The sequence below is a fragment of the Bacillus cereus group sp. BfR-BA-01492 genome, assembly GCF_022662815.1.
GTDB lineage: Bacteria > Bacillota > Bacilli > Bacillales > Bacillaceae_G > Bacillus_A > Bacillus_A cereus_BD.
On record NZ_JAKUEH010000022.1, the window covers coordinates 30066 to 51237 of the forward strand.

The window sequence follows — 21172 nt, forward strand, 5'->3', positions numbered from 1 at the left end:
AAAGTAACAATCACTTGCTGCGCGAAAGAATCTTAGCCGTCAGGAATAAACAGTCGGCTCCGCTTTTGATCAAGGGAAACGAGGGAATTGACCGAAGTCTGGACGGCGTTTTTCTTTGAACGCGTCGCGACCTTCTTTTGCTTCGTCAGTTGTGTAATACAATAACGTTGCGTCTCCCGCTAGTTGTTGAATACCAGCTAGGCCGTCTGTGTCTGCGTTGAATGCAGCTTTTAAGAAACGTAATGCCATTGGGCTCTTTTCTAAAATTTCTTCTGCCCATTTTACTGTTTCTTCTTCTAATTGATCTAATGGTACAACTGTATTAATTAAGCCCATATCAAGCGCTTCTTGTGCGTTATATTGGCGACATAGGTACCAAATTTCACGAGCTTTCTTATGACCTACCATGCGAGCTAAATAACCAGCACCGTATCCACCATCAAAGCTTCCTACTTTTGGACCAGTTTGTCCAAATACTGCGTTGTCTGCTGCAATTGTTAAGTCACATACGATATGAAGTACGTGTCCACCACCAATTGCATAACCTGCTACCATTGCGATAACTGGTTTCGGAATTGCACGGATTAAACGTTGTAAATCTAATACGTTTAAGCGAGGGATTTTGTCTCCTCCTACATATCCACCATGACCGCGAACTTTTTGGTCGCCGCCAGAACAGAATGCACGTCCACCTTCACCAGTTAAAATGATAACGCCGACATTTTCATCATCACGCGCATGTGCAAAAGCATCGATTAACTCCATTACCGTTTCAGGACGGAATGCGTTATGTACTTCAGGGCGATTAATCGAAATCTTTGCGATACCATTGTATGTGGAATAAATGATATCTTCGTAATTGCCTTCTTTTATCCATTCGATAGCCATTACTCTTACCTCCTTTTTATTATGCTAATGATTATATTAGCCACTTTATAAGTTCAACTTTCTCTAAAAAAAGAAAGCATCACTGTATGGTTTTTAGAAATCCCTCTACTATTGTACCAAACTTTTGCGGTTGTTCCACATGAATTGCATGACCTGCTTTATCAATTTTGACAAATTTCGCGTTTTGGATGCATTTTTGCATATTTTTTAAAATCAAAAGAAACTTTTTGTCATACTCTCCACTTAGTAACAGAACAGGCATCTTCAGTCCTACCAGCTCATTCCACCAAGAAGGCTGAGCGCCTGTCCCCATACCTCTTAAACTATTCGCAAGTCCCCTCGGATGATTTAAGAGCCGCTCTTTTCTTACTGCCTGCTTTATAGATTGTGGCAATATTTTTTGCGTTTCAAATAAAGGTATGTTTTCCCAATGATTTACAAAGGCTTCGATTCCTTCTAATTCAATTCTCTCTGCCAATTGTTCATCCTTCATACGGCGCGCTTTTCTATCCGCCTCTGTTTCGAGTCCAGCTGTACAGTTTTCTAATATAAGCGATTTTACGCGCTCCGGATACAAACACGACATTGTAATGGCAAGTCTTCCGCCCATTGAATATCCAAGTATATGTGCCTTTTCAATTTGCAAGTGATCGAGCAACTTTATCATCTGCACCGCCACATTTTGAATGTCATAATGAACTAGGTGTTCAGGGCTTTCCGTTTTCCCATGTCCTACAATATCAACAGTAATCACTTGAAATTGTTTGCTCCATGAAGGAAGAAATGAACGCCACGTTTCCATGCTTCCTGTAAAACCATGAAGGAGCAATAATGGCTCTCCACTTCCAGCTACTTCATATTCATACGCCACACCTTCTAGCATTACTTTCATTCCGCGTCACCTTGCAACATGTCTTTGACTTCTATTGCAGATTTTGCCCACAATTTACGATGCAACTGTAAGTTTTCTTCTCGATTCGTACAAATTTCCACAACATGTAATCCTCTTTCTATTGTTCCTTTTTGTACTTCCTCACGAAATGCTTCCCAGCCACTTACGCGAACAAATGAACCACCGTACATTTTTACAACATGCTCATAATCAAGGCCAAGCGGTGTTCCAAATAGCGATTCAAAATGCTCTTTTGACTCATATTGTGGTAAAAATGAAAAAATGCCACCACCATCATTATTCACAACAACAATAGTTATATTTAAATCATGTAATTTCGCTGCTAAAAGACCATTTAAATCGTGGTAAAATGATAAGTCACCAATCACTAATACAAGCGGTTCACAAACAGTGCTTGCCCCTAATGCTGTGGAAATAATTCCATCAATACCATTTACACCACGATTTGCCATCACATGAATTTTTTTATCGTTTGTAAATAAAAATGTATCGGTATCACGAATTGGCATACTGTTACTTGCAAATAATGTTGCACCTTCTGGCAATACACGAACAATATCTGTAATCACTTTTCCTTCAAAAGCAGTTTCATATGTTTCAACTTCACGAAGTGTTTCCTTTGTTTTATCGTTTATATGTTTCCATTTTTTGAACCAATCATTCTGTTTTCGTTTTTGCATAGGTTCTGTCATCGCTTTGCAAAATGCCACATCGCTTGCACAAACAACTTCTGTTGCCATTAAAGCTGGGTCTCGCCAAGTTCCAGATTCATCTACAATAATATGAACAGCAGTCTCTTGTTTTTTTATATATTGCGTTAATGCTTTTGATACAGGCATACCACCAAAACGGATGATGATATCTGGCTTCCACGTATCTTTTAACAATTCATTGCGCAAAAAGGTGTCATAGCAATCGATAATCATTGTTTGATCATGGCTTCCAGTCCGAAGATTTGAAAGTGGGTCCGCTAAAACTGGGTATCCTGTTTTCTCCGCAAACTCCGCAATCACTTCCACAAGCTCTGGGTGACTATCGTCTCCACAAACAATAAGCCCCTTTTCTATATGTGAAAGGCGCTTGATCAGAGAACGGATATATTCACTCGTTAGCGTCATGCTTCCTTGTTGAGCCCTATTCATATATTCTCCGCGTCCTCGTTCCCACAATCCATCTAACGAAAAGTCTGGAATGAGAGGTTCGCGAAGTGGGAAATTCATATGGACAGGTCCCATTGGTGCAAAAGATGCACTTGCCACAGCACGTCCAGCTGCCATGCGAACATATTGATACATTGGCTCTCTTGCCTCTGGAAGTGCCATTTCCATAAATTGTTTCACAAACGAACCGTATAAATTAAATTGATTCATTGCCTGCGGTGCTCCTACACCTCTCAATTCATGCGGTCTATCTGCAGTTAAAACGAGTAAGGGTACTCTTGCATGATATGCTTCACAAACAGCTGGATAATAATTCGCTGCAGCTGTTCCCGACGTACATAATATCGCTACAGGCTGTTTTTTCGCTTTCGCCATACCGAGCGCGAAAAAGGCAGCGGATCGTTCATCTACATGTAAATACGTTTTTATTTGTTCATGCTGCTCCATTAATAAGGCTAGCGGTGTTGATCGCGAACCTGGACTAATGACAACATCACATACATTTAGACGCGCTAGTTCGTCAACAAACGCGCCTAAATAATATGATAATGCTTCTATATGATTATTCATTTCATCAATTCCTCCAAAGCACCAAGCATCGGTCTAAACTTCAAACTTGTCTCTTCATATTCCAGCTGTGGGACAGAATCCATTACAATGCCACAGCCCGCAAATAAGGATGCCTTTTCACCATTTAATAATCCACAGCGCAATGCCACTGCAAATTCTCCGTTCCCTTGCTCATCCATCCAGCCGATTGGTGCCCCGTACAATCCTCTATCTAACAGTTCGACATCACGAATTAATTTCATCGCTACGTGACGAGGTGTGCCACCAAGAGCTGGCGTTGGATGTAATTCTTCTACCAATGTTAACAGGGAAGCATCCCCCTCCGCTTCAACAGGCGTATATAAATGAATTAAATTTTTCGTTGTTAACAATCCTGGACTCTCTGGAATATTAACAACTTCGCAATGTTCCTGTAATACACTGCGGATCATATTTACTACATAACCATGCTCCACTAAATTCTTTTCATCATGAAGGAGCATTTCGCCATTTTTTTCACTCTCTTCTATAGAACTCCCCTGTCCGATTGATCCAGCAAGGCACATAGAAGTAAACTGATTCCCTTCTTTACGGATTAATCGTTCCGGTGTCGCTCCTAAGAAGCACGCTCCTTTATAATCAAAAGAAAATACATAGCAATCCGGCTGCCCAATACGAAGTGCTTCTAGCACGCGAGCAGAATCAATTTGTTGGTCCATTTCTAATTTAAGTTCTCGCGCTAATACAACTTTCTGTACGTTTCCTTTTCGCATTTCCTCTTGCACTTTTTCAATGGCATGCATCCATCCTTGCGGGTCTACTTCCACTTTAGAAGCAACCACTAATCGCGATTCTTCAAGCGAATATTCACTTTCTTGTAAAATTCTTTCCTCTAAAGAAGAAATTTCTTCATATTTCTTATCCGCAGAATCTTTAGCCGAAACAAAAGTATTTATCGTAAGCCATGCTTTTTCATTTTTTACTGTTAATAAAAAGGCTGGTAATGAAAATGTTGTATCTTTAAATTCCTTCCAAAGTTCCGTTTGTTCCTTTTCTGGATCAAATGAAAAACCGCCAAATAAAAGCGGACCTGTCCCAAATTCATACGCTTCTCTTTGAATAACCGCCTTCTCTTGTACTCTGTTCCACTGCTGACGAGCATCTTGAAAGCGTTCATTTGAAGAATTTGCTATAGTGAAAACAGAACCAATCCCCGCAAATATAACGCGCTCTGCTGGATCTGCAAAATAACATCTATGCTCGGATGCAATCCTTTTTCCTGCCGCATAAAACAGCAACGGATCTATCCAATCTATTTGTTTTACAAAACTAACCAATGTTTGTTCATCTGTACTCTTTTCAATTGCTGTAGTGAGTACTTCTTGCAAGTCTTTTTGTTTCGTTTGAATCACAAAGTCTCCCCCCTATGGGCGAAAAATAGTCATAAATACGCTTGATTTTAAGATACACCTCAAACGAAAGTCATGTCAACGATTAGCATTTCTGAGAAATTCGTCTTCTCTTCCTAAAAAATAAACGTTGACACTATATGATGCTTTTTTCTACACTTAAGTGTGTACATTATGTGACCAAGGAGGAATCAACATGGAAATGAAAGTCGAAACGAATTCCTCTCCTATGGCGCCAAAACCAAACAAACAGACAGGTTGGCGCATTTGGTGGAGTTTATTACGTCCTCATACATTAACTGCTGCGTTTGTTCCTGTTTTTATTGGAACAGCTTATGCAATGCAAGTCGGCGGTATAAATCAAATACACCTTCCTCTTTTCTTTATCATGCTTCTTGCTTGTCTTCTCATTCAAGCAGCAACAAACATGTTTAATGAATACTTTGATTACAAAAGAGGATTGGATCATGAAGGTTCAGTTGGGATTGGCGGAGCAATTGTCCGCGACGGTATTAAACCAAAAACGGTATTGAACTTAGCCTTTGGATTTTTTGGTATTTCCATTCTATTAGGCGTTTATATTTGTATGAATTCTAGCTGGTGGCTTGCTGCAATCGGTCTTATTTGTATGGTTGTTGCCTACCTTTATACAGGAGGCCCACTTCCAATTGCGTACACACCATTTGGGGAATTAACAGCTGGATTATTTATGGGCGTTATTATTATTGGAATTTCATTCTTTATTCAAACTGGAACTGTAACATCAGAAGTTGTTCTCTTATCTATCCCAAATGCGATATTAATTGGTGCTATTTTACTTTCAAACAATATTCGCGATTTAGACGGAGATAAAGAAAACGGTCGTAACACCTTAGCAATTATCGTAGGACGTGAAAAAGCAATTGGTGTTCTCGCTTCAATGTTTATCGTTTCTTACATTTGGACAGTTGCACTGATCATCGTTGGAATCGTATCTCCATGGATGCTCATTGTATTCTTAAGTGCCCCGAAAGCATTTAAAGCAACAAAAGGCTTTATTGGAAAGAGCATCCCAATGGAAATGGTACCGGCAATGGTAGCAACAGCGAAAACAAATACAATTTTCGGCTTCTTAATGGGAATCGGATTGCTACTTGGATATTTCTTATAAAAAATGAGCTGCTTATGCGGCTCATTTTTCATTTATCAGCGATTCTACTCCTCTTATCGGCGATTCGGTGCAACTTATCAGCGATTCGACACGACTTATCGACCAACCGACAAATTTCAACATAAAAATCCACCTCATAATTCCTACATGCAAGGCTCATACTACATAAGGAAACCGAATTGTAGGAAGGTGGATACGATGTTAACTCCACAACAAATCAATCATTTTAGAGGCATATTAGAAAAGCAAAAACAAGAATTAGAACAGACGTTGCAAAATCATGAAAATGAAGATCGCGCTTCTGAGCGGGAATCAGTTGGCGAACTATCCGCTTATGATAATCATCCAGGGGATATGGCAACAGAATTGTATGAACGTGAAAAAGATTTTGGACTCATTGAATTTTGGAACAAACAGCTCCAAGATACAAATCATGCTCTAGAAAAAATCGAAGCAGGCACATATGGTATTTGCGAAGTCTCGGGCGAATCTATTCCGCTTGAAAGGCTAGAAGCAATGCCTACTGCCACAACATGCATCGAGCACACAACAAATCAATTCAATACAAGAACGCGGCCAGTTGAAGAAGAAATTCTAAAACCGTCATTTAGTAGACACGACAAAGATCGTTCTGTCCAATACGACGCGGAAGATGCTTGGCAAGATGTCGCCAATTATGGAACATCAGAAACACCTGCTGATTTAGAAAGACGCGATTCCAAAAACTATAATGAAATGTACATCAATGGCGAAGAACACGTCGGATATGTCGAGGATTTCGAAAACTTTATCGGGACGGATATATATGGAAAAAACCCACAAGTTTTTGCGACAGAAGAACATGAAGAATATGAACAGATGCTGGATGATTTTGAAGAGCGTACTTTTAAAGGTGAATTATCTGTTAATGAATCGAGCTCTAAAGAATAATTAAAAAAGCATTCCGAAAGTCGGAATGCTTTTCTTCGCTAGCTAATTAGTTTTTTGTAACGTTAGCAGCTTGTGGTCCACGGTTACCTTCAACGATTTCGAAAGATACTTCTTGACCTTCTTCTAAAGTTTTGAAGCCTTCGCCTTGGATCGCTGAGAAGTGAACGAATACATCGTCTCCACCTTCAACTTCGATAAAACCGAAACCTTTTTCGCTGTTAAACCATTTAACTTTACCAGTTTGCATGTTCATGTACCTCCTAATTAAAAATGAAACTATGAATCCACATGAAAAGGTGGATATAAAGGACATGAATGCATAACAAGCGTAAAGCTAGAATTCCACGTGCTTTATTTCCGTACCACATTATGTAGCTCAATAGTGATTTCACTATATCACGCTATGCCGAAAACGTCAAATGACAACACTTTCATTCTCAAACTTTTTTATACATTCCGTAGCAGATTACTCCGTGCAAGTGTATATTTTCTATAAATTTACAAAATATTCATTTTATTATCGACTTATTTTTTTGTACAATAATACTATCCATTACATATGAGGTGAAAAAAATGAGAGCTCATGAAATTGAGTATAAACTATACGGCGATGATATGCAGTTTGTAGAAATTGAATTAGATCCAAAAGAAAGCGTCATTGCAGAAGCTGGCGCAATGATGATGATGGAAGATCACATTGAAATGGAAACAATTTTCGGTGATGGTTCCGGCCCTTCTCACGGTCTATTCGACAAACTAATGAGCGCTGGTAAACGTCTTATTACAGGTGAAAGCATGTTCATAACTGTGTTCACCAATACTGGTCATGGTAAGCGTCACGTATCATTTGCTGCACCATATCCCGGAAAAATCATCCCTGTCGATTTAACAGAATATCAAGGGAAAATAATTTGTCAAAAAGATGCGTTTCTTTGTGCAGCGAAAGGCGTTTCCATCGGAATTGAGTTTACAAAAAAACTAGGAAGCGGTTTCTTCGGTGGCGAAGGTTTCATCATGCAAAAACTTGAAGGTGATGGCCTAGCTTTCATGCATGCAGGGGGTACAATCTATAAGCGAGAGTTACAGCCTGGTGAAAGATTACGTATTGATACAGGTTGCCTTGTTGCAATGACAAAAGATATTCATTATGATATTGAATTTGTTGGTAACGTAAAAACAGCACTATTTGGTGGAGAAGGTCTATTCTTCGCAACGCTAGAAGGCCCAGGAACAGTTTGGATTCAATCTTTAACACTTAGCCGCTTAGCAGGACGAATTGCAAGCCCTGCGGCTCAAAGCAGCGGTGAAGGTAGCGTTTTAGGTGGATTAGGTCGACTTTTAGATGGAAAAGAGTAAACATAAGAGCCCGCCAAAAGTATAACTTTTGGACGGGCTCTTCTTCTATTTTTTTTAGTAGCTGCGAAACAAAAAATTTGTTAATTAGTCAACACATTGCTTCATTTGTTTTTATCCCGCTATTTTAGGCAGTAACAGCCTGATAATCAGTGGGGACGAAGAAAACCCTACTGATGAAAGTTTCACTTTATCTTAAAGCACGCAAAGAATGATTTCCTTCTCCCTCTCATATATTGAATTATACTTCTTCTTAAGGAGGGCTTCTTACATGCGAGCTCCTTTATCCTTCGACAAAGATACTGCTATATTGCTAGCCTCTTGCTGTGAGCTAGCATATGAGCAATATAAATATAATGGGATTTTCAAAATACCTGACGGGTTTCAATATGTACAAGGCATTCAAGCAAAAGCGCTTCAAACGACAGAATGGTTCGGCTTTATAATAGAGTCTGAAGATACGATTATCGTGGCATTCCGAGGGACACAAACAGAAACAGATTGGATTACAGACTCACTTGTCCATCAAAAACCATATCCATATGCGCTAAATAGTGGCCATGTTCATCATGGTTTCTTGACTACTTATGAATCTTGCCGCGACACGATTATGGATATGCTTGTTTCCTTACCGGCACATAAAAAACTTCTCGCTACAGGGCATAGCCTAGGAGCAGCACTTGCTACACTACACATATTAGACGCACGCATGAACACTGCTTTTTCCCAGTACGGTCTCTATAGCTTTGCCTCACCAAAAATTGGTGATATGACCTTTCGCAACTACTATAAATTACAAGTCGCTAGCAGCTTTCGATTCGTAAATTTATTTGATGTAGTCCCTCTTCTTCCCCCACGAAAAGTACATTTTAATGAACAAGATTGGGAATATACACACGTTCATCACAATATGACATTTACTAAAAATACAAAATCCATTACAAATAACCACTCTATTACAACATACAAAACTTGTCTGACTTCTCATTTTTAACCAGGTGATAATTGGAAATGATAGCTCAGTATATTATAATAATATATGTAACTACTTTTGGATGAGGGGATCACGCATGGTTAAATATTTCTTTGCACTTTTTCTAATCGTCATTTTTGTTGTTACAGGTTTCTTTACATTCTCATATTTTGCTACAGAGGAATATAGTGGTACTGGTATATTATATTCTATAGTAAACAACACAAAACCAGCTTTGTAACTCTAAAGCTGGTTTTATTTATCATTTATAAGAACAAATCAAACGATTAAAGTGTACTCAAATAGTAAAGTACAAGTATCATATACTTCTTATGATTGCGTTACTTTATCCCCTATTCCCCAAATCTCCTTACTATACTGTAAAATGGTACGGTCACTTGCAAAATGCCCTGATTGTGCAATATTCATAATCGACATTTCACGCCATTTTCTTCTATTTTCATACGCTTTTCCAACATCTTCTTGTCTTTCAGCATACGGGCTAAAATCACGAAGAACAAAATATTCATCATTTTGGATGATGAGAGAGTCATAAATCACTTCGAATTCTGCTCCAGCTTTTGCAAAGAAACCATTTGTTAACTGATCGACTACCTTTTTAATATGCATGTTATGATGATAATAATCGTTCGCACGATATCCACCATTTTGGTAATAATGAAGCACCTCTTCTGCTGTTAACCCAAAAATAAAGCACGCCTCATCACCAACACGATCTCTTATCTCAATATTGGCACCATCTAACGTTCCGATTGTAATCGCACCATTCATCATAAACTTCATATTCCCTGTTCCTGATGCTTCTTTACTCGCCGTAGAAATTTGTTCACTTACATCTGCTGCTGGAAATATGTCTTCTGCTAAGGAAACTCGATAGTTTTCTAGAAAAATAACTTTCATATATCGACTAACATAAGGATCATCATTTACTTTTCTAGCAAGTTCATTTATTAATTTAATAATCTTTTTTGCATAGTAATAACCTGGTGATGCTTTTGCTCCAAATATAAATGTACGCGGATAAAATGAAAAACTAGAATCTTCCTTTAAACGATTATATAGATATAAAATATGTAAAACGTTTAAAAGCTGCCTTTTATATGCATGTAATCGTTTCACTTGCACATCAAAAATAGAATATGGATCAACAGGAATCCCCATTTTATTTTGAATACGTTCTGCCAAAATATTTTTACGCTGCTGCTTAACTGCATGTAATTTTTCTTGAAAAACAGTATTATTTTTAAAGCTTTGTAATGCTTCTAACCGAATCGGTTCTTTTTTCCATCCTGTTCCAATCGCTTCTGAAATAAGGGTAGTCAGCTCTGGATTTGCTTTCATAAGCCAGCGCCGATGTGTAATCCCATTTGTCTTATTATTAAACTTATCCGGGTAAAACTCATAAAACAAACGCATTTCACGCCTTTTTAAAATTTCCGTATGAATTTTAGCTACACCGTTTATACTATAACTTCCGACAATCGCTAAATGAGCCATCTTGACAAGATCATGCGCAATAATCGCCATATCTTCAATCCGCTTCCATTCATATGGATATCGCTCCCAAAGTTCGTGACAAAAACGCTCATTAATTTCTTCAATAATCATATAAATCCGTGGTAATAGTGGCTTAAAAATATGAACAGGCCATTTCTCAAGTGCCTCTGATAATGTCGTGTGATTCGTATAAGAAATAGTATGCGTTGTAATATACCATGCCTCTTCCCAAGAAAGCTTCTCCTCATCTAGCAGTATACGCATAAGCTCTGGAATTGCTAAAACTGGATGCGTGTCATTAATATGAATTGCAATTTTTTCATGTAAATTCTGCAGCGTTCTATTGCGTTCCCTATGCATGCGAATAATGTTTTGTAAGCTGGCGGATACTAAAAAATATTGCTGTTTCAAACGCAATATTTTCCCCTCATCATGAGTATCATCGGGATATAAAAATTCTGAGACAACCTCAGTATCACGCTTATACTTTAAAACATCTTTACAATGTTGCGGAAACGGAACTGGCTCTGCATTCCAAAGCCGCAGTGTATTTACTGTATCTGTTTCATATCCTACAACCGGAACATCATAAGGAACAGCCATAATTACTTCAGCACCTGTATGCCGAAACTCGAGACGACCATTTTGTTCTATCGGCTCTACATGTCCAAAATAACTCACTTCTACTGCTTGATCATACCTTCTTACTTCCCATACATTCTCATGAAGAAGCCATTGTTCTGGTAATTCCACTTGGTAACCATCGACAATTTTTTGATCAAATAAACCATGCTTATACCTGATGCCACATCCATGTCCTGGAAGATTTAACGATGCTAATGAATCAAGAAAACAAGCGGCAAGGCGTCCTAATCCTCCATTTCCTAACCCTGCATCTGCTTCACTTTCTTCTAACTCCTTTAATGAAATCCCAAGTTCCTTAAGTCCTTGTTCACATATATTACGGATGCCTAGATTAAGCATATTACTTCCAAGTAAGCGTCCCAAAAGAAATTCAATAGACAAATAGTACACTTGCTTTTGATTTGCTGCTCGATATTTTTCATTCGTCGCAATCCATTGCTGATTCATATACTCACGTACCATGTGACCAAGTGTATGATATTGATCTCGACTTGTAGAATCTTTGAAACTTTTTCCGTACATCGTTTCTAGTTTTTCTAAAAAAGCTGCCTTAAAGCTTTCTACATGAGTAAACATGTTTTCACCACCTAAGAAAGTTTCAGCAAACGATTATATAAATCCTTATAGGCAAGAGCTGATGTTTTCCAACTATGGTCTTCCGTCATCGCTTGCTTAACAAGCTGATTCCATACTGCTTGATCCTCGTAATACCTCAGTGCACGCCTCACTGTATACAACATGTCATGTGCGTTAAAGTTTGTAAACGTGAAACCATTCCCAGATTTCGTCTCCACATGATACGACTTTACAGTATCATTTAATCCCCCTGTCTCCCGCACAATTGGAATGACACCATATGCTAATGCAATAAGTTGTCCAAGCCCACATGGTTCGAATAACGAAGGCATTAAAAATAAATCACTGCCTGCATATACTTGATGTGCTAATTCTTCATTAAATCCGATGTACACCTTTACCTTTTCTGGATATTCATACGCCATCCACTCAAAAAATTGCTCATATTCTGAGTCTCCTGATCCTAAAATAATGCACTGCACATCTTCTTCCATGATTTCTTGAAAAACAGCGCGTACTAAATCAAGGCCTTTTTGCTTTGTCAGCCGCGTTACCATTGAAATAATCGGTGTATCCTCTTTTTCTGGCAAACCGAAATAACGCTGTAATGCCCATTTATTTTCCTGTTTGGCATATAATGTATCCACATCATAGGTGGCTGTAATATAAGGATCTAGACGTGGATTATATACACTCATATCAATTCCATTTACAATGCCACTCAATTTATCATTGTATTTACGCAATAAACCATCTAACTTTTCACCAAAAAATTCATATTGAATCTCTTCCTTATATGTTGGACTAACTGCTGTAATATGGTCCGCTGCAATAATGCCGCCTTTCATAAAATTAATATTCCCATAAAACTCTAGCTGTTCACTATTGAAATATTCATCACCAAGCTCTAATAAATCGTGGATCACTTCCCGCGGAAACACCCCTTGGAATTGTAAGTTATGGATAGTATACACTGTTTTGATTTTTTCATATAACGGGTTATCTCTATACTTTTCATGCAGTAAAAAATTGACCATCGCAGTATGCCAATCATGACTATGAATAAGATCCACTTCAAAATCAAGATATGGAATACTTTCTAATACAGCTTTTGAAAAGAAAGAAAACCGCTCTCCATCATCGTAATGACCATAGAGAGAATCTCTTTTAAAATAGTATTCGTTGTCGATTAAATAATACGTAATCCCGTCTTGTTCCCCTTTTAAAATACCGCAATATTGATTTCGCCACCCAAGCGGCACATTGATAACTTTATGAAGTTTGAAAGATTCTCGTAAGTTTGCAGGGATAAGACTATAATTTGGAAGCATAATCCGAACATTTACTCCAAGCTTCTTTAATTCTTTTGGGAGCGCACCTGCAACATCTGCTAATCCTCCCGATTTAATAAACGGTACACATTCTGATACTGCAAATAAAATATTCACGTATTATCCACTGCCAAAATGCGTATATTTATTCCGCCCTTCTAGCAGCTTCCTCCCTTCACATTTTCATTCCATTCTTTATGAGCAAGTAAATCCCTATTTCATAGGGATTTACTTGCTAGAATATTTACGAATAGCTCTTCATTGTTTGACTTCTTATTTCTCCCTTCTCTACAACAAGCGGAGAATCAGACGCCCCTGTCAGTACTACACCATCCTCGATTTTAACATCCTTATCAATAATAACTCCATCTAATATACAGTTATCTCCAATTTGACTCTTTTGCATAATAATACTATTACGAATGATTGAACCTTTTCCAATCTTTACAGAACGAAATACGACACTATTCGCAATTTCTCCTTCAATCATGCTGCCATTTGCAATCATTGTATTTTTCACTTTCGCTCCCTTTAAATAACGTGTTGGCGGTTCATCTTTTACCTTAGTAAAAATTGGAGCTTCCTTTGTGAATAATTGTTTCCAAATAGCAGGCTGCAAAATTTCTAAACTATGTTTATAATAACTTTCAATTGAATCAATTATCGCGACATACCCAGTATGCTCATATGTAGCGATATATAATGATTTTCCTCGTTTCTCTTTCACTACATCAAATAAACTATAATGTTCTTTATCTTTATATGTCTCAAATAAATCTACTAATAGCTGTTTCTTCAGCACGTAAGTTTGCAAAGAAATACCTTCGTGGCATACTTCAGTAATATCTGCCCCTATATGTATATGCCTCTCTAACACTGCTTGAAAATTGAAAGACGTAACAAGATGACTATTTGTAATCACCACATACTCTTGTCTACTGCGTAAAAAATAATCAATATGTCTCCGAAAATGTGCAAAAGATCCAAATTCCTCTTGATCACATTGGCAATTCGGGGGAAATAAAAATAAGCCGTCACGTTTTCTATCTAAATCCCATTGTTTCCCTGATCCGAGATGATCCATTAAGGAACGATTTTTATGACTTGTAAAAATTGCTACACTATGGATATGGGAATTAACCATATTAGAAAGCATAAAATCAATCAGACGATAACGTCCTCCAAACGGTAATGCTGCAAGCGAACGATGCCCTGTCACGTTCCTTAAAGAAGGAAAGCTTCCTGTTGCATTAATAATTCCTAACATTGTTTCTCCCATCCATCTCATCCCCCTTATCTATATTCCTTCTGCAATCAATACAACATCATCGATATTTTTCTCTGATCGAATCACCTCTCCATCTTCAATGACCATACCGGGCCCAACAATTGCTTTTTCAACGACAACATTTTTACCGATATGAGCCCCAGGCATAACAACTGAATCGATTACTTTGCTTCCTTCGTCCACTGTTACACCTTGAAAAAGCACAGAATGCCTCACTATCCCCTCAATCACACACCCTTCATTAATCAATGATTCTTCTACTTCGGCTGTCTCAGAAATGAACTGCGGTGGTTCATTTGGGTTAACAGAATATACGCGCCATTCATGATCATTTAACTGTAATAAAGACTCATCACGAAGTAAGTCCATATTTGCTTCCCATAGGCTCTTTACTGTACCAACATCCTTCCAATATCCTTGAAATGGATACGCAATTAATTTTTTCCCTTCCTCCAATAAAAGTGGCAGTACGTCTTTTCCAAAATCATTACTAGAGTCCGGGTTTCGTGCGTCCATCTCTAAATATTCTTTTAAAATGGCCCAATGAAAAATATAAATGCCCATTGAAGCTAAATTACTTCTCGGAAATTGTGGTTTTTCTTCAAACTCCACAATTTCCATCTCCTCGTTTGTATTCATAATACCGAAACGACTCGCTTCATCCCATGGCACTTCAATAACAGAAATCGAAACATCCGCTTCTTTCGCAATATGGTAATCTAGCATTTTGCTATAATCCATCTTATAAATATGATCCCCTGATAAAATCAAAACATATTCAGGATTATATTGCCGTAAGAAATTCAAATTTTGATAAATGGCACTCGCTGTGCCCGTATACCATTTCACCCCAGATGATTCTGCGTACGGAGGCAAAACCGTTACTCCGCCATTCACTCGGTCTAAGTCCCATGCATTTCCAATCCCTATATAATTGTGTAGCTCTAATGGTTGATATTGCGTCAAAATCCCCACTGTTTCAATTCCAGAGTTGGAGCAATTACTTAATGTAAAGTCAATAATTCTGTACTTACCACCAAAAGGAACAGCTGGCTTTGCTAAGTTTTTTGTTAATGCACTTAAACGACTACCTTTTCCTCCTGCTAGTAGCATTGCTACGCAATTCTGCTTTTTTACCATCTTGTTTTTTGCTCCCCTTTCTCGTTTTCACTGGTCTTAAAACGGATACGCCAAATGGTGGAATGGTAATTTCTACATGAGCAGTTTGATTATGATATGGCTCTGAAATGCTTTTTAAACGCTTTTTGTTTATTCTTCCTGAACCACCGTATGCTATCGCATCACTATTTAAAATCTCGTTATAATATTGAAACTCTGGTACGCCAACCTTATACTTTTCATACACAATGTTAGTAAAATTACATATCACAATTAGAACATCATCTTCTCTATCTCCTTTCCGAATAAACGAGAAAATACTTTGCTCTTTATTATCAGCATCAATCCATTGGAAGCCTTCACGGGAATAATCGAGCTGCCAAAGTGGTTTAGAACGCTTATACAATGCTATGAGTTCTTTAAAGTAATCATGCATATTACGATGCATTTCAAATTCATGTAAATTCCAATCTAAATCTTCAAGATCTTTCCACTCATCAAATTGACCAAATTCGCCTCCCATAAACAATAATTTCTTTCCTGGATGTGTAAAAAAATATCCATATAATAAGCGAAGCTGTGCAAACTTCTCCCAATAGTTCCCTGGCATTTTGTTCAACAATGATTTCTTTCCATGAACGACCTCATCATGCGAAAGAGGTAAAATAAAATTTTCTGAGTAAGCATATAATAAAGAAAATGTCATTTTTTCATGAATATATTTTCGATACTCTGGGGCACACTCCATATATTTCAAAACATCATTCATCCAACCCATATTCCACTTATAATTAAATCCTAATCCCCCTTCATAAGTTGGAGCAGTTACAAGGGGCCAAGCTGTTGAATCTTCAGCAGTCATAAGAAATTCTCCATCTTCTGCAAATATTGCTTCATTTAATTCACGCAAAAAAGAAACTGCATATTCATTACTCTGTGTTTTTCCCTCTTTCTCCCAATACAGCATATTCGCAACTGCATCAACACGAAAACCATCGATATGATAATATTTCATCCAAAATAGTGCATTTGAAATTAAAAAATTCCTTACCTCTCGCTTTCCTAAATCAAAGTTTACCGTTCCCCAAACACGATTTTCTTGTACGTCTAAATCTCTATATTCATAGGTTGGTCTCCCATCGAATAAATATAAGCCATGAGCATCTTTGCAAAAATGTCCCGGTACCCAATCTAAAATGACACCGATTCCATATTTATGACATTCATCGACAAAATACATAAAATCATGCGGCATGCCAAAACGACTTGTCACTGCATAGTATCCCGTCCCTTGATATCCCCATGACCGATCATACGGATGTTCAACAAGCGGCATAATCTCAATATGAGTAAAATGATGATTTACCATATAAGGAATCAATTCCTCTGCCATTTCACGATATGAGTATAAAGAACCATCTTCTTTCTTTTTCCATGATCCAAAATGCAATTCATAAATTGCCATTGCTTCTTTATAAATTGATTTTTTTTTCTTTTTACGAAACCAATTTTTATCATTCCATTCGTATCCCTCTATATCAAAAATAACAGATGCCGTATTTGGTCTTACTTCTGCATATGTTGCATAGGGATCTGCTTTCAGAATCACTTCACTATTGACGGTCTCAATAGCATATTTATATATTTCTTTTTCTTCTATTTGAGGAATAAATAGCGACCAAATCCCCGCTTCTGTCACTTTTTGCATTCCATGTTGCTTTTCATTCCATTCATTAAAATCTCCAACAACACTTACATTTTTAGCATGAGGAGCCCATACAGTAAAACGTACACCTTGCACTCCATTTTCTGCTGCGAGATGTGCTCCAAATATTTTATAACTCTCATAACTTTTCTCTGTATGAAATTGTTCGAAACTTTCTTCTAAACAATATATAACACGCAATATGTTCACCTCACGAAGATGACAGAATTTTTCAATACCTTCAACATTCGCTACATAACTGAAATATCCTTGTTCCTTTTGAAATAAATATCCGTTTTTTCATAATAATTGAGAGAAAAAATATCACCTTATAAGGAAGTATATCGAAATTTGACGAACATTCACTGAAAGCGTTTTAAGAAAAAATGACCATGATATATCGGCAATTTCAACAATTTTCGTTACTTGGCTACCACTCAAAAAAGAGTCCGCCCAAAAGTTATACTTTTGGACGGACTCTTTTTCATCCTTCTCCAGCAAAAAGGGGGTATATTTTGGGGATATACAATGAGAACTAGAAAAGGAATTTATATGAAAATTTAGAAGCAGGAAGCAGTTCCCGCTTCTAAATCATTTATGAACTATCTTATAATACTGGTGCCATTGTTTCTTTTAATACTTTTACAGAATGAGCGAATTTTGCTTTTTCTTCTTCATTCAGCTCAAGCTCAACAATTTCACGTACACCTTGACGATTAATAATAGCTGGAACACCTACATAAGCATCTTTCTCACCGTATTGGCCTTCAAGATATGCAGATACAGTTAATACGCTGTTCTCGTTGTTTAAAATTGCTTTCGTTACACGAAGTAGTGACATACCGATTCCGTAGTAAGTTGCGCCTTTACGCTCGATGATATGATAAGCAGCATCACGAACATTGACAAAGATATCTTCTAAATCTTTTTGGCAATATTTCTCTTTGTTATCAGCCATAATTTTTTTAATCTTTTGAACGCCTACTGTCGCATGGCTCCAAACTGGAAGTTCAGTATCACCATGTTCCCCAATGATATATGCATGAACATTGCGTGGGTCCACATCGAAGTAATCGCCTAACATGTAGCGGAAACGAGCAGAGTCAAGAGTTGTACCAGAACCAATTACACGCTCTTTTGGTAATCCAGATTCTTTCCAAGTTACATAAGTTAAAATATCAACTGGGTTAGTTGCGATTAAGAAAATACCATCAAAACCAGTATCCATAATACTACGAACGATCTGCTTAAAGATTTTTGCATTTTTCTCCACTAAATCTAAACGAGTTTCACCTGGTTTTTGTGGTAATCCAGCTGTGATACAAACAATGTCAGCATCCTTACAATCTTCATAGCTACCTTTCCAAACCTTTGTTGGTGATGGAGCAAATGGTACCGCATGGCTTAAGTCCATCGCTTCTCCTTCTGCCTTTGCTTCATTCACATCTACAAGTACGAATTCTTCAGCTACACCTTGGTTAATCATGGAATAAGCGTAACTACAACCTACAGCTCCTGTTCCTACTAATACTACACGATTAATACCTTTTTTCATTGTGAATTCCCCTCTCTATGATTAACATTTATTATTGTTGTTTAACTAATTAATTAAAGTACTAATTTAATGTTGTTTAACTTCCTTACACTCATATTGTAGCATAAGTATTTGTGAAATTATTCACAAATTATGACCTATTTGTGAACTTTTTCACACATAGTAGAAAATTATACTATTACCTATGAAATCAATTTCATTTTTCAATCTTCCTGTTAATTGTAAAAAACCAATTAGTATATACATATACTTCTTTTTCTATTTGCTTGCAATATCTCGATACCTTCCTCTACTATGACATGGAAACGAAGGCTTATGTTTTTTATGGAACACCCACTTTATATTCCATTTCTTCTCAATCATCTACAAACAAAAAAGAAACTGCACTTTCTTCCATATTAGATCTGATATAATAAAAATGAGGTGAAATAATGAGGGATTCGCGAGAGAGCAAAAAAATAGCCATTCCTATTCTTTGGAGTATTTCTTTAATCACCGCTGCATTTCTAATATTTTCCACAACAAGATTAGTACGAAATGTGAATTTATGGACTTTAATTATTTTATTTTCTATAATCGATGCTGGATTTATTATCGCTTTCATCTTAGGAGTTAAAAGCAAAAAACTTAGCATCATGATCTTCAGTATTATATTAAATAGTATATGTTTTATGCTATTATCCATTATTATATTTTTACTACTGGTCGCTAATGGCATTTCAGAAACATGAAAAAAGAGATAGCAATTATGCTATCTCTTTAAATATGACCCGTACGGGATTCGAACCCGTGTTACCGCCGTGAAAGGGCGGTGTCTTAACCACTTGACCAACGGGCCAAATTTCTGGCAGAGAAGAAGGGATTCGAACCCTCGCGCCGCGTTAGCGACCTACTCCCTTAGCAGGGGAGCCCCTTGAGCCTCTTGGGTACTTCTCTATATAATGGCTCCGCAGGTAGGACTCGAACCTACGACCGATCGGTTAACAGCCGATAGCTCTACCACTGAGCTACTGCGGAATAATGGTGGGCCTAAATGGACTCGAACCATCGACCTCACGCTTATCAGGCGTGCGCTCTAACCAGCTGAGCTATAGGCCCACAGAAGAAAAAGCGGGTGAAGAGAATCGAACTCTCGACCAGAGCTTGGAAGGCTCTTGTTTTACCACTAAACTACACCCGCATAAAATTGTAAATGGTGAGCCATGAAGGACTCGAACCTTCGACCCTCTGATTAAAAGTCAGATGCTCTACCAACTGAGCTAATGGCTCATTTTGAAAATGGTGCCGGCTAGAGGACTTGAACCCCCAACCTACTGATTACAAGTCAGTTGCTCTACCAATTGAGCTAAGCCGGCTTGCTATTTCAAAATGGTGGCTCGGGACGGAATCGAACCGCCGACACGAGGATTTTCAGTCCTCTGCTCTACCGACTGAGCTACCGAGCCTTTATATAATGGCGGTCCCGACCGGGGTCGAACCGGCGATCTCCTGCGTGACAGGCAGGCATGTTAACCACTACACCACGGGACCTTGGTTGCGGGGACAGGATTTGAACCTGCGACCTTCGGGTTATGAGCCCGACGAGCTACCAGACTGCTCCACCCCGCGATGATATATGATATTAAAATGGAGGAGGTAGAGGGATTCGAACCCCCGCGCGACTCTCGCCGCCTGTCGGTTTTCAAGACCGATCCCTTCAGCCAGACTTGGGTATACCTCCATATAATTTACTTTAAATGGTGGACCTTGTAGGACTCGAACCTACGACCGGACGGTTATGAGCCGTCTGCTCTAACCAGCTGAGCTAAAGGTCCTTTATGGTAGCGGCGGAGGGGATCGAACCCCCGACCTCACGGGTATGAACCGTACGCTCTAGCCAGCTGAGCTACACCGCCATAAAAATCATATAAAGTGGAGCCTAGCGGGATCGAACCGCTGACCTCCTGCGTGCAAGGCAGGCGCTCTCCCAGCTGAGCTAAGGCCCCATGTTTTTTAAGTATCGGGAAGACAGGATTTGAACCTGCGACCCCCTGGTCCCAAACCAGGTGCTCTACCAAGCTGAGCCACTTCCCGTTAATGGCGCGCCCGAGAGGAGTCGAACCCCTAACCT

At 38.3% G+C, this 21172-nt stretch carries 17 protein-coding genes and 15 tRNA genes; 5 read left to right on the forward strand and 27 right to left on the reverse strand.

The genetic code is table 11. From position 1 onward, the window contains the following. Window positions 1-69: 69 nt before the first annotated feature. The 4 genes from menB to MR063_RS19290 form a co-directional block, all read right to left on the reverse strand. Window positions 70-888, reverse strand: a complete 819-nt coding sequence (gene menB / locus MR063_RS19275) for a 1,4-dihydroxy-2-naphthoyl-CoA synthase (RefSeq protein WP_242144275.1) — start codon at window positions 886-888, stop codon at window positions 70-72. A 79-nt stretch (window positions 889-967) separates the two neighbouring features. After that, window positions 968-1780: a 2-succinyl-6-hydroxy-2,4-cyclohexadiene-1-carboxylate synthase gene (gene menH / locus MR063_RS19280; RefSeq protein ID WP_242200853.1), complete on the reverse strand. Its 813-nt coding sequence runs from the start codon at window positions 1778-1780 to the stop codon at window positions 968-970. Beyond that, complete coding sequence (menD, locus tag MR063_RS19285; protein WP_242200854.1) at window positions 1777-3531, reverse strand: 2-succinyl-5-enolpyruvyl-6-hydroxy-3-cyclohexene-1-carboxylic-acid synthase; 1755 nt, start codon at window positions 3529-3531, stop codon at window positions 1777-1779. Before menD ends, menH begins: the two co-directional genes overlap by 4 nt. Next, window positions 3528-4922, reverse strand: a complete 1395-nt coding sequence (locus tag MR063_RS19290) for an isochorismate synthase (RefSeq protein WP_242200855.1) — start codon at window positions 4920-4922, stop codon at window positions 3528-3530. Before MR063_RS19290 ends, menD begins: the two co-directional genes overlap by 4 nt. Before the next feature lie 193 nt (window positions 4923-5115). On the opposite strand from MR063_RS19290, the gene MR063_RS19295 reads away from it, so the two are divergent. Further along, window positions 5116-6069 (forward strand): 1,4-dihydroxy-2-naphthoate polyprenyltransferase, encoded by a 954-nt coding sequence (locus MR063_RS19295; RefSeq protein WP_242200856.1) that lies wholly within the window; start codon window positions 5116-5118, stop codon window positions 6067-6069. Between the two features lie 198 nt (window positions 6070-6267). Beyond that, a complete protein-coding gene (locus MR063_RS19300; protein WP_242144280.1) occupies window positions 6268-6999 on the forward strand; it encodes a yteA family sporulation protein in 732 nt (243 codons plus the stop codon). 46 nt (window positions 7000-7045) lie between these two features. Here the strand turns inward: MR063_RS19300 and cspD are convergent, their stop codons facing one another. Continuing rightward, window positions 7046-7246 carry a cold-shock protein CspD gene (cspD, locus tag MR063_RS19305; protein WP_242144281.1) on the reverse strand — a complete coding sequence of 67 codons (201 nt, stop codon included), beginning with the start codon at window positions 7244-7246 and terminating at the stop codon, window positions 7046-7048. A 326-nt stretch (window positions 7247-7572) separates the two neighbouring features. Between cspD and MR063_RS19310 the strand changes: the two genes are divergently transcribed. The 3 genes from MR063_RS19310 to MR063_RS19320 all read left to right on the forward strand — a co-directional run bounded on the left by MR063_RS19310 (window position 7573) and on the right by MR063_RS19320 (window position 9566). Continuing rightward, complete coding sequence (locus tag MR063_RS19310) at window positions 7573-8355, forward strand: TIGR00266 family protein (RefSeq protein ID WP_242200857.1); 783 nt, start codon at window positions 7573-7575, stop codon at window positions 8353-8355. Between the two features lie 268 nt (window positions 8356-8623). Continuing rightward, window positions 8624-9346, forward strand: a complete 723-nt coding sequence (locus MR063_RS19315) for a lipase family protein (protein ID WP_242144283.1) — start codon at window positions 8624-8626, stop codon at window positions 9344-9346. A gap of 76 nt (window positions 9347-9422) precedes the next feature. Further along, the gene (locus tag MR063_RS19320) at window positions 9423-9566 is read left to right on the forward strand and encodes a hypothetical protein (RefSeq protein ID WP_242144284.1); all 144 of its coding nucleotides are present in this window, start codon (window positions 9423-9425) and stop codon (window positions 9564-9566) included. Window positions 9567-9655: 89 nt separating this feature from the next. Here the strand turns inward: MR063_RS19320 and MR063_RS19325 are convergent, their stop codons facing one another. The 22 genes from MR063_RS19325 to MR063_RS19430 form a co-directional block, all read right to left on the reverse strand. Next, the gene (locus MR063_RS19325) at window positions 9656-12064 is read right to left on the reverse strand and encodes a glycogen/starch/alpha-glucan phosphorylase (RefSeq protein WP_242200858.1); all 2409 of its coding nucleotides are present in this window, start codon (window positions 12062-12064) and stop codon (window positions 9656-9658) included. A gap of 11 nt (window positions 12065-12075) precedes the next feature. Further along, window positions 12076-13512 carry a glycogen synthase GlgA gene (gene glgA, locus MR063_RS19330; RefSeq protein ID WP_242200859.1) on the reverse strand — a complete coding sequence of 479 codons (1437 nt, stop codon included), beginning with the start codon at window positions 13510-13512 and terminating at the stop codon, window positions 12076-12078. A gap of 127 nt (window positions 13513-13639) precedes the next feature. Next, window positions 13640-14674, reverse strand: coding sequence for a GlgC family sugar phosphate nucleotidyltransferase (locus MR063_RS19335; RefSeq protein WP_242200860.1), 1035 nt, complete (start codon window positions 14672-14674; stop codon window positions 13640-13642). A gap of 18 nt (window positions 14675-14692) precedes the next feature. After that, window positions 14693-15823 carry a glucose-1-phosphate adenylyltransferase gene (locus MR063_RS19340; protein WP_242200862.1) on the reverse strand — a complete coding sequence of 377 codons (1131 nt, stop codon included), beginning with the start codon at window positions 15821-15823 and terminating at the stop codon, window positions 14693-14695. Next, complete coding sequence (gene glgB, locus MR063_RS19345) at window positions 15771-17708, reverse strand: 1,4-alpha-glucan branching protein GlgB (protein ID WP_242200864.1); 1938 nt, start codon at window positions 17706-17708, stop codon at window positions 15771-15773. Before glgB ends, MR063_RS19340 begins: the two co-directional genes overlap by 53 nt. A gap of 406 nt (window positions 17709-18114) precedes the next feature. After that, complete coding sequence (locus MR063_RS19350; RefSeq protein ID WP_242144290.1) at window positions 18115-19062, reverse strand: L-lactate dehydrogenase; 948 nt, start codon at window positions 19060-19062, stop codon at window positions 18115-18117. 355 nt (window positions 19063-19417) lie between these two features. After that, the gene (locus MR063_RS19355; protein WP_242200867.1) at window positions 19418-19666 is read right to left on the reverse strand and encodes a hypothetical protein; all 249 of its coding nucleotides are present in this window, start codon (window positions 19664-19666) and stop codon (window positions 19418-19420) included. 162 nt (window positions 19667-19828) lie between these two features. Continuing rightward, window positions 19829-19900: transfer RNA gene (locus MR063_RS19360), tRNA-Glu, on the reverse strand. Window positions 19901-19907: 7 nt separating this feature from the next. After that, window positions 19908-19998, reverse strand: a tRNA-Ser gene (locus MR063_RS19365). A 6-nt stretch (window positions 19999-20004) separates the two neighbouring features. Beyond that, window positions 20005-20079: transfer RNA gene (locus tag MR063_RS19370), tRNA-Asn, on the reverse strand. A 4-nt stretch (window positions 20080-20083) separates the two neighbouring features. Further along, window positions 20084-20160, reverse strand: a tRNA-Ile gene (locus tag MR063_RS19375). A gap of 11 nt (window positions 20161-20171) precedes the next feature. After that, window positions 20172-20242 (reverse strand) — tRNA-Gly (locus MR063_RS19380). Between the two features lie 13 nt (window positions 20243-20255). After that, window positions 20256-20331 (reverse strand) — tRNA-Lys (locus tag MR063_RS19385). A gap of 10 nt (window positions 20332-20341) precedes the next feature. Continuing rightward, window positions 20342-20417 (reverse strand) — tRNA-Thr (locus MR063_RS19390). A 14-nt stretch (window positions 20418-20431) separates the two neighbouring features. Further along, window positions 20432-20507: transfer RNA gene (locus tag MR063_RS19395), tRNA-Phe, on the reverse strand. 9 nt (window positions 20508-20516) lie between these two features. Next, a tRNA-Asp gene (locus tag MR063_RS19400) sits at window positions 20517-20592 on the reverse strand. Between the two features lies 1 nt (window position 20593). Continuing rightward, window positions 20594-20670, reverse strand: a tRNA-Met gene (locus tag MR063_RS19405). 19 nt (window positions 20671-20689) lie between these two features. After that, window positions 20690-20782, reverse strand: a tRNA-Ser gene (locus MR063_RS19410). 17 nt (window positions 20783-20799) lie between these two features. Further along, window positions 20800-20876, reverse strand: a tRNA-Ile gene (locus tag MR063_RS19415). 4 nt (window positions 20877-20880) lie between these two features. Then, window positions 20881-20957: transfer RNA gene (locus MR063_RS19420), tRNA-Met, on the reverse strand. 17 nt (window positions 20958-20974) lie between these two features. Further along, a tRNA-Ala gene (locus MR063_RS19425) sits at window positions 20975-21047 on the reverse strand. A gap of 14 nt (window positions 21048-21061) precedes the next feature. After that, a tRNA-Pro gene (locus MR063_RS19430) sits at window positions 21062-21135 on the reverse strand. Between the last annotated feature and the right edge of the window lie 37 nt (window positions 21136-21172).